The organism is Streptomyces sp. NPDC048659 (assembly GCF_040650575.1).
Lineage (GTDB): Bacteria > Actinomycetota > Actinomycetes > Streptomycetales > Streptomycetaceae > Streptomyces.
The window spans coordinates 1-7,486 of record NZ_JBEZHM010000121.1 but is presented as its reverse complement, the minus strand read 5'-3'; the positions used below and the strand labels follow the sequence as shown (position 1 = coordinate 7,486).

Below are 7,486 nucleotides of genomic sequence, written 5' to 3'. Positions count from 1 at the left end.
GACCGCCGCCCTGGCGCTCGCCGCCCGCGAGGGCCTGGACAACCTGACCTTCGTCATCAACTGCAACCTGCAGCGCCTCGACGGCCCCGCGCCACCGAGGTGGTGCGGGGAGGCCCTTCGCCGGGGTACGCGGAGGCCGGACCGGTCAGGGCATGTGCCCGTCGCGGAGCACGTCCGCCGCCTCCTCCAGCGCCTCGCGGCACCAGGTCAGCGCCTCGCCGTCGAGCCCCGGTTCCCGCTCGCGCAGGAAGCCGAGGATCCCGGGGGCGGAGTCCGCCAGTTGCGGGAGCAGGAAGAAGAGCTCGCGCAGGTACCGGGGCTCCGCTCCCGCGGCACCGTCCAGGAGCAGCGGGAGGAGCTCCAGGATCCGGCGCCGGCAGTAGCCGGCCGCGTCGACGGCGGCGCCGCCGACGGTGACGGTGAGGCCCGGGGTACGGGCGTTGAGGACGGCCTCCAGCACGCTGACCGCCTCGGCGGTCGCCCGCCCGCGCTCCCGCGCGAGCTCCGCGATGAGGTCCACGCACGGCGCGGCCGCGGAGTACAACTGGCCCTGGTTGGCCACCTGCACGTAGAGCACCGCCTCCGCGCCACCGCGCGCCCCGGCGTCCCCGTCGAACAGCGCCTCGACCTTGGGCACGAGCCCGGCCGCCGGAACGCTCATGGCGGTCACACCGGCCCAGTCCCGGGCCTGACCTGGTGTCACCGCCCGCCGCCCCTCAGGTGCCGCGCGAAGAACCGGGCCCCGGCGTCCAGTTCGTGGGCCGGGACGCCGGTGTGGCCGCCGAGGTTGGCGTGGAGGGTCTTCTCGCGGGAGGCGAAGGCGTCGAAGAGGTCCAGGGCTTCCTGGCGGTCGTTGCCCTCGTCGTCCCATTGGAGGAGGACGAGCAGCGGGATGGTGACCGTGCGGGCCTCCTCGACGACGGCGGCGGGGATGCGGCTGCCGGCGAAGAGGCCGGCGGCGGCGATGCGGGGTTCGGTGGCCGCGAGCCGGACGCCGAGGGAGATAAGGCCGCCCTCGTAGCCGACCGGGCCGCCGATGCCGGGGAGGGCGAGGAGCGCGTCGAGGGCGGTCCGCCATTCCGGGGCCGCCTTGTCGACGAGCGGGAGGACGAGGGCGTCGACGAGGTCGGGGCCGACCGGTTCGCCGGCCTGGATGGCCCGGCGCAGGGCGGCGCGGGCCTGTTCGGCGGCCTCCCAGCGGGGGCGGTCGCCGCTGCCGGGGAGTTCGATGGTCGCGGCGGCGAAGCCGTACCGGGCCGCGTAGTGCCGGGCCCGTCCGGCCAGGCGGGCGTACGTCTTCGGCAGGCCGAGGGGCGGCGGGCCGATGAGGACGAGCGGCGCCGGGGCCGTGTCGGGGGTGGCCTCGGGGGTCCACAGGTAGCCGGGGATGCCGTCGAGGAGGAAGGCGCGTTCGAGGACGCCGTCGTCGAGGCGGCGCTCGGAGGTGAACTGCGGGGAAGGGGCGACACGCATGGCGGTGCCTTTCGGGAGTGCGCGGGATCGGCGCTCCCGGACGCCCTGCCTAGCGTCCGACCGTGACCCCTGAGGGGAGCACCCATGTCGATGTAGCGTTCACGGGTACCACCTCCTCGGTCTCTCACACGGCCGTCTCCACGGTAACAGCCGCCGGTCGGGGGGCACCAAGGGGTTTCGGTCTCCGACGGAAGATGCGAGGAACACCGCTATGCGCACGTACCTGGACGAGCTGTTCTCCCTGGCCGGCCGGACCGCCCTGGTCACCGGCGGCAGCTCGGGGATCGGCAGGGCGATAGCGGGGGCCCTCGCGCGGGCGGGCGCGTCCGTGGTGATCGTGGCGCGCCGGGAGGCGGAGCTGAAGGCGGCCGTCGACGAGCTGGCGGCCGAGGGGCTTACGGCGGCGTGGGTGAGCGGGGACCTGGGCACCCGGGACGGGGTGCGGGCGGCGGCGGAGGCGGCCGCGGAGGTGTTCGGGGAGCCGGACATCCTGGTGAACTCGGCGGGGATCAACCTGCGTCCGCCGCTGTCCGAGCTCTCGGACGAGGTCTGGGACCGGACGATGGGCGTGAACCTGGAGGCGCCGTTCCTGCTCGGGCAGCGCTTCGGGCCGAAGATGGCCGAGCGGGGCTTCGGGCGGATCATCCACGTGAGCTCGCAGCAGGCGCACCGGGCGTTCGTGCAGTCGGGGGCGTACGGGGTGTCGAAGGGGGCGCTGGAGTCGCTGGCGCGCTCGCAGGCGGAGGCATGGTCGCCGTACGGCGTCACCTGCAACACGCTGGTGCCGGGCTTCGTGATGACGCCGCTGAACGCGCGGCTGAGCTCGGACCCGGTGAAGGTGGCCGAGCTCGCGGCGCGGACGCTGGTCGGGCGAAACGGGCTCGCGGAGGACTTCGAGGGGGCCGCCGTCTTCCTGGCGAGCCGGGCCTCGGGGTATGTGACGGGGCAGGCGGTGTTCGTGGACGGCGGGCTCTCCGTCCACTGAGGGGCCCGGGCGCGGCGGTCCTGGGCGTGCCGGACCGGGCCGCGCCGCGTGCCCGCTCCGGACGCCGGACGCACCGTCCGGAGCGGGCACGCGGACGGCCCCTCCCCGGACGGTGCGTCCGGGGAGGGGCCGTCGGCGGCTCAGCGCAGGTCGAAGCGGTCCAGGTCCATGACCTTGGCCCAGGCGGCGACGAAGTCGGCCGTGAACTTCTCCTTGGCGTCGTCGGAGGCGTACACCTCAGCGACGGCGCGCAGCTCGGCGTTGGCGCCGAAGACCAGGTCGGCGCGGGTGCCGGTCCACTTGACCGCGCCGGAGGCGTCGCGGGCCTCGAACGTGGTCTGGTCGTCGGAGACGGCCTGCCAGGCGGTGTCCAGGTCGAGCAGGTTGACGAAGAAGTCGTTCGTCAGGGTGCCCGGGGTCTCGGTGAGGACGCCGAGGGAGGTGCCCGGCTGGGTGACGCCCAGCGCGCGCAGGCCGCCGACGAGGACCGTCGTCTCGGGGGCGGACAGGGTGAGCAGGTTCGCCTTGTCGACGAGGAGGTACTCGGCGGGGAGGCGCTGGCCCTTGCCCAGGTAGTTGCGGAAGCCGTCCGCCTGGGGCTCCAGGGCGGCGAAGGACTCGACGTCCGTCTGCTCCTGGGAGGCGTCGACGCGGCCCGCGGAGAACGGGACCTCGACGGTGACGCCGGCGGCCTTCGCGGCCTTCTCGACGGCCGCGTTGCCCGCGAGGACGACGAGGTCGGCGATCGAGACCTGCGCGCCGCCGGCCGCGTTGAAGGACTCCTGGACACCCTCCAGGACGCGCAGCACCTGGGCCAGGTCGTCCGGGTTGTTGGCGGTCCAGTTGCGCTGCGGCTCCAGGCGGATGCGGCCGCCGTTGGCGCCGCCGCGCTTGTCGCTGCCGCGGAAGGAGGCGGCGGCGGCCCAGGCGGCGGAGACGAGCTGGGTGACCGTCAGGTCGGAGCCGAGGATCTTCTCCTTGAGGGAGGCGATGTCGGCGGCGCCGAGCGCCTCGCCCTCACGGGCGGGCAGCGGGTCCTGCCAGAGCAGCTCCTCGCTGGGGACCTCGGGGCCGAGGTAGCGCACGACGGGGCCCATGTCGCGGTGGGTGAGCTTGTACCAGGCGCGGGCGAAGGCGTCGGCGAACTGCTCGGGGTGCTCGTAGAAGCGGCGCGAGATCGGCTCGTAGACCGGGTCGAGCTTGAGCGACAGGTCGGTGGTGAGCATCGTCGGCAGGTGCTTCTTGGACGCGTCGAAGGCGTCGGGGATGACCGCCTCGGCGTTCTTCGCGACCCACTGGTGGGCGCCGGCCGGGCTCTTGGTGAGCTCGTACTCGTACTCGAAGAGGTTCTTGAAGAAGCCGTTGCCCCACTGGGTGGGGGTCTCGGTCCAGGTGACCTCCAGGCCGGAGGTGATGGCGTCCTTGCCGACGCCGGTGCCGTAGGAGCTCTTCCAGCCGAGGCCGAGCTGCTCGATCGGCGCGGCCTCCGGGTCGGGGCCCACGTTGTCGGCGGGGCCGGCGCCGTGGGTCTTGCCGAAGGTGTGGCCGCCTGCGATGAGGGCGACGGTCTCCTCGTCGTTCATCGCCATGCGGGCGAAGGTCTCGCGGATGTCGCGGGCGGCGGCGATCGGGTCCGGGTTGCCGTTGGGGCCCTCGGGGTTGACGTAGATGAGGCCCATCTGGACGGCGGCGAGGGGGTTCTCCAGCTCGCGGTCGCCGGTGTAGCGGGCGTCGCCCAGCCACTCGGTCTCGGGGCCCCAGTAGACGTCCTCGTCGGGCTCCCACTCGTCGACGCGTCCGCCGCCGAAGCCGAAGGTCTCGAAGCCCATGGTCTCCAGGGCGACGTTGCCGGTGAGGACCATCAGGTCGGCCCAGGAGATGGCCTTGCCGTACTTCTTCTTGACCGGCCAGAGCAGGCGGCGGGCCTTGTCCAGGCTCGCGTTGTCCGGCCAGCTGTTCAGCGGGGCGAAGCGCTGCTGGCCGCCGCCGGCGCCGCCGCGGCCGTCGCTGATCCGGTAGGTGCCGGCGCTGTGCCAGGCCATGCGGATCATGAGCGGGCCGTAGTTGCCGAAGTCGGCGGGCCACCAGTCCTGCGAGGTGGTGAGCACCTCGGCGATGTCCTGCTTGACGGCGGCGAGGTCGAGGCCCTGGAACGCCTCCGCGTAGTCGAACTCCTCACCGAGCGGGTTCGCCACGGCGGGGTTCTTGGCGAGGATCTTCAGGTTGAGCCGGTCCGGCCACCACTGTCGGTTCCCACCGCCCTGCGTGGGGTGCGCGGCGCGGCCGTGGACGACCGGGCAGCCGCCCGTACCCTGCGCCGCCGCCTCGTCCTCGGTGACAAGCGGATCGTGCTTCTGCTCAGACATCGGTCTTTCCTTCCGAACCATTCGGATCACGGAGCTCGGGAACTGCTGAGGCGTCGGTGTGACCGGCGCACACCCTCTTGGCTACTACTGGAGTCGATCCTATGGTGGACTCAGTCCAAGTCAATACGACAGCCGGACCCGTACGGATTACTCGCGCCGCACCGGCGCTGACTCGCGCCGACCGGGCGCTGCAAGGGCTGGTGACCATGAGCAACCTTCTGGAGCGGCTCCGCCGACGGGGCTGGCGGATGACGGCCCAGCGCCGGGTGGTCGCCGAGGTCCTGTCCGGCGAGCACATCCACCTCACCGCCGACGAGGTGCTGGCCCGCGCCACCGCGAGACTGCCCGAGATCTCCCGCGCGACCGTGTACAACACGCTGGGCGAGCTCGTCTCGCTCGGCGAGGTCCTGGAGGTCTCCAGCGTGGGCCGCGCCAAGCGCTACGACCCGAACGCGCACGAGGCCCACCAGCACCTGGTGTGCTCGGGCTGCGGGGCGGTCCGGGACGTGCGCCCCGAGGGGGACCCGCTGGCGGGGCTCGCGGACGCGGACCGTTTCGGCTTCACGGTGACGGCGGTGGAGGTCACGTACCGGGGGCTGTGTCCGCGGTGCGCGGAGGATCCGGAGCGGGCATGAGAAAGGGCCCCCTCGCGGGGGCCCTTCGCCGGGACTCTGCCGGTGGCGCTCAGCCCTCGGTCGGCTCCAGCCGCAGCGAGATGCTGTTGATGCAGTACCGCTGGTCGGTCGGGGTCGGGTAGCCCTCGCCCTCGAAGACATGGCCCAGGTGCGAGCCGCAGCGGGCGCAGCGGACCTCGGTGCGGGTCATGCCGTGGGAGGTGTCGGGGATCAGCTCGACCGCGGCGGTGTCCTTCGGGTCGTAGAAGCTCGGCCAGCCGCAGTGCGACTCGAACTTCTCGGTGGAGGTGAAGAGCTCGGCGCCGCACGCCCGGCAGGAGTAGACGCCCTGGGTCTTCGTGTCCGTGTACTCACCGCGGAACGCGGGCTCGGTGCCGGCCTGCCGGAGCACCTGGTACTCCGCCGGGGACAGCTCGTCCCGCCATTCCGCGTCCGTCTTCTCGACCTCGTACGCCATGAGCTCGCTCCTCCGCTACTTCGCCGACTCGTCGAGGCGGGCCAGGATCCGCGGGCCCAGGTCCGTCACGTCGCCCGCGCCCATGGTGAGAACGAGATCGCCGGGCCTCGCCATTCCCGCGACCGTGTCCGGCACGGCGTCCTTGTCGTGCAGGGGCGTGACCTCGGCGCCGGCCGCGCGGGCGGCGGCGACGATCAGCTCGCTGGTGACGCCGGGGATCGGGTCCTCGCGCGCCGGGTAGATGTCGAGGACGACGGAGCCGTCGGCGAGCGCGAGGGCCTCGCCCATCTCCCGGCCCAGCTCCTGGGTGCGGGAGAAGAGGTGGGGCTGGAAGACGACGAGGAGCCGGGAGGCGCCGGCCGCGCCGCGCATGGCCTCCAGGTCGGCGGTCATCTCGGTGGGGTGGTGCGCGTACGAGTCGATGACCTGGACACCCGCGGCCTCGCCCTTGAGCTGGAGGCGGCGGCCGACCCCGGTGTACGCGGTGAGGGCCTGCGCCAGCCCGGCCGGGTCGATGCCCACGCGGGCGCCGGCGACCAGGGCGGCGGCGGCGTTGTGGGCGTAGTGGCGGCCGGGCACGGAGACGGTGAAGGTGTGCTCGGCGCCGTCGAGGGCGACGGTGACCTCGCTCGTCATCCCGTTGGGGACGATCTTGAGGATGCGGGCGTCGGAGTCCTCGGACTCGCCGACGGTGACGACGCTCAGGCCCTCGCGCCCGGCGACCCGGCGGGCCAGCTCGCGGGCGCCGGAGTGCTCGCCGACGACGAGGGTGCCGCCGGGGCGGATCTTGGCGGCGAACGCCTCGAAGGACTCGTAGATCTCGTCCATGGAGGCGTAGTTCGCGTGGTGGTCGAGCTCCACGTTGAGGACGATCGCGACCTGCGGGTCGTACTTCTGGAAGCTGCGGTCGCTCTCGTCCGCCTCGGCGACGAAGACCTCGCCGTCGCCGTGCCGGGCGTTGGTGCCGGGGCCCGCGAGGTCGCCGCCGATGGCGTACGAGGGGTCGAGGCCGAGCTCGGTGAGGGCGACGGCCAGCATCGAGGTGGTGGTCGTCTTGCCGTGGGTGCCGGCGACGGCGACGGCGCTGAGGCCGTCCATCAGGGAGGCGAGCGCGTCGGAGCGGTGCACGACCGGGATGCCGAGCTCGGCGGCGCGGGCCAGCTCGGGGTTGTCCGCGCGGATGGCGCTGGAGACGACGACGGCGGAGGCGTCGTCGGCGAGGTGCTCGGCGGCGTGGCCGATGTGCACGGTGGCACCCAGGGCGCGCAGGGACTCCGCGGTCGCGGACTCCTTGGCGTCGCTGCCGGCGACCTTGGCGCCCCGCTGGGCGAGGATCTTCGCGATGCCCGACATTCCGGCACCGCCGATGCCGATGAAGTGCGGCCGTTCCATGGCGGCAGGGATGGCGGGTGCCATGCGGATCTCTCCCCGGGGTGCGTCTGTCTGGAAGGCTCCAGCCTAGTGCGTCGGGGCGGGCTTCTTCCTCGGTGGTCAGGCCCTCGATCGGGATGCCAGTCCCGGCCGGGGGCCGACGCATGTCTGGGGTGGTGAGCTGGAGCATATGCCACGC

7 protein-coding genes are annotated in these 7,486 nt (G+C 73.2%); 2 read left to right on the top strand and 5 right to left on the bottom strand.

Translation table 11 applies throughout. The features are described 5' to 3' along the window. Positions 1–145 precede the first annotated feature (145 nt). Complete coding sequence (locus AB0C99_RS39240) at positions 146–703, bottom strand: hypothetical protein (RefSeq protein WP_362485242.1); 558 nt, start codon at positions 701–703, stop codon at positions 146–148. Continuing rightward, the gene (locus AB0C99_RS39235) at positions 700–1,473 is read right to left on the bottom strand and encodes an alpha/beta hydrolase (RefSeq protein WP_362485241.1); all 774 of its coding nucleotides are present in this window, start codon (positions 1,471–1,473) and stop codon (positions 700–702) included. Before AB0C99_RS39235 ends, AB0C99_RS39240 begins: the two co-directional genes overlap by 4 nt. Positions 1,474–1,684: 211 nt before the next feature. Here AB0C99_RS39235 and AB0C99_RS39230 point away from each other — a divergent pair, with 211 nt between their 5' ends. Then, positions 1,685–2,458, top strand: coding sequence for an SDR family oxidoreductase (locus AB0C99_RS39230; RefSeq protein ID WP_362485239.1), 774 nt, complete (start codon positions 1,685–1,687; stop codon positions 2,456–2,458). Between the two features lie 140 nt (positions 2,459–2,598). On the opposite strand, the gene katG is transcribed toward AB0C99_RS39230, so the two are convergent. Next, positions 2,599–4,824, bottom strand: coding sequence for a catalase/peroxidase HPI (gene katG, locus AB0C99_RS39225; protein ID WP_362485237.1), 2,226 nt, complete (start codon positions 4,822–4,824; stop codon positions 2,599–2,601). 206 nt (positions 4,825–5,030) lie between these two features. Here katG and AB0C99_RS39220 point away from each other — a divergent pair, with 206 nt between their 5' ends. Next, entirely contained in the window at positions 5,031–5,459 is a 429-nt protein-coding gene (locus tag AB0C99_RS39220) for a Fur family transcriptional regulator (protein WP_362485236.1), read from the top strand. 49 nt (positions 5,460–5,508) lie between these two features. Here AB0C99_RS39220 and msrB read toward each other — a convergent pair whose 3' ends face one another. Beyond that, positions 5,509–5,916, bottom strand: coding sequence for a peptide-methionine (R)-S-oxide reductase MsrB (msrB, locus tag AB0C99_RS39215; protein ID WP_362485234.1), 408 nt, complete (start codon positions 5,914–5,916; stop codon positions 5,509–5,511). 15 nt (positions 5,917–5,931) lie between these two features. Further along, positions 5,932–7,332, bottom strand: a complete 1,401-nt coding sequence (gene murC / locus AB0C99_RS39210; protein ID WP_362485233.1) for a UDP-N-acetylmuramate--L-alanine ligase — start codon at positions 7,330–7,332, stop codon at positions 5,932–5,934. Positions 7,333–7,486: the final 154 nt, after the last annotated feature.

Bases quoted from the DNA above. Each gene is read 5' to 3' on its own strand.
- AB0C99_RS39235 (WP_362485241.1), bottom strand. From the start codon at position 1,473: ATGCGTGTCGCCCCTTCCCCGCAGTTCACCTCCGAGCGCCGCCTCGAC.
- AB0C99_RS39230 (WP_362485239.1), top strand. From the start codon at position 1,685: ATGCGCACGTACCTGGACGAGCTGTTCTCCCTGGCCGGCCGGACCGCC.
- katG (WP_362485237.1), bottom strand. From the start codon at position 4,824: ATGTCTGAGCAGAAGCACGATCCGCTTGTCACCGAGGACGAGGCGGCG.
- AB0C99_RS39220 (WP_362485236.1), top strand. From the start codon at position 5,031: ATGAGCAACCTTCTGGAGCGGCTCCGCCGACGGGGCTGGCGGATGACG.
- msrB (WP_362485234.1), bottom strand. From the start codon at position 5,916: ATGGCGTACGAGGTCGAGAAGACGGACGCGGAATGGCGGGACGAGCTG.
- murC (WP_362485233.1), bottom strand. From the start codon at position 7,332: ATGGCACCCGCCATCCCTGCCGCCATGGAACGGCCGCACTTCATCGGC.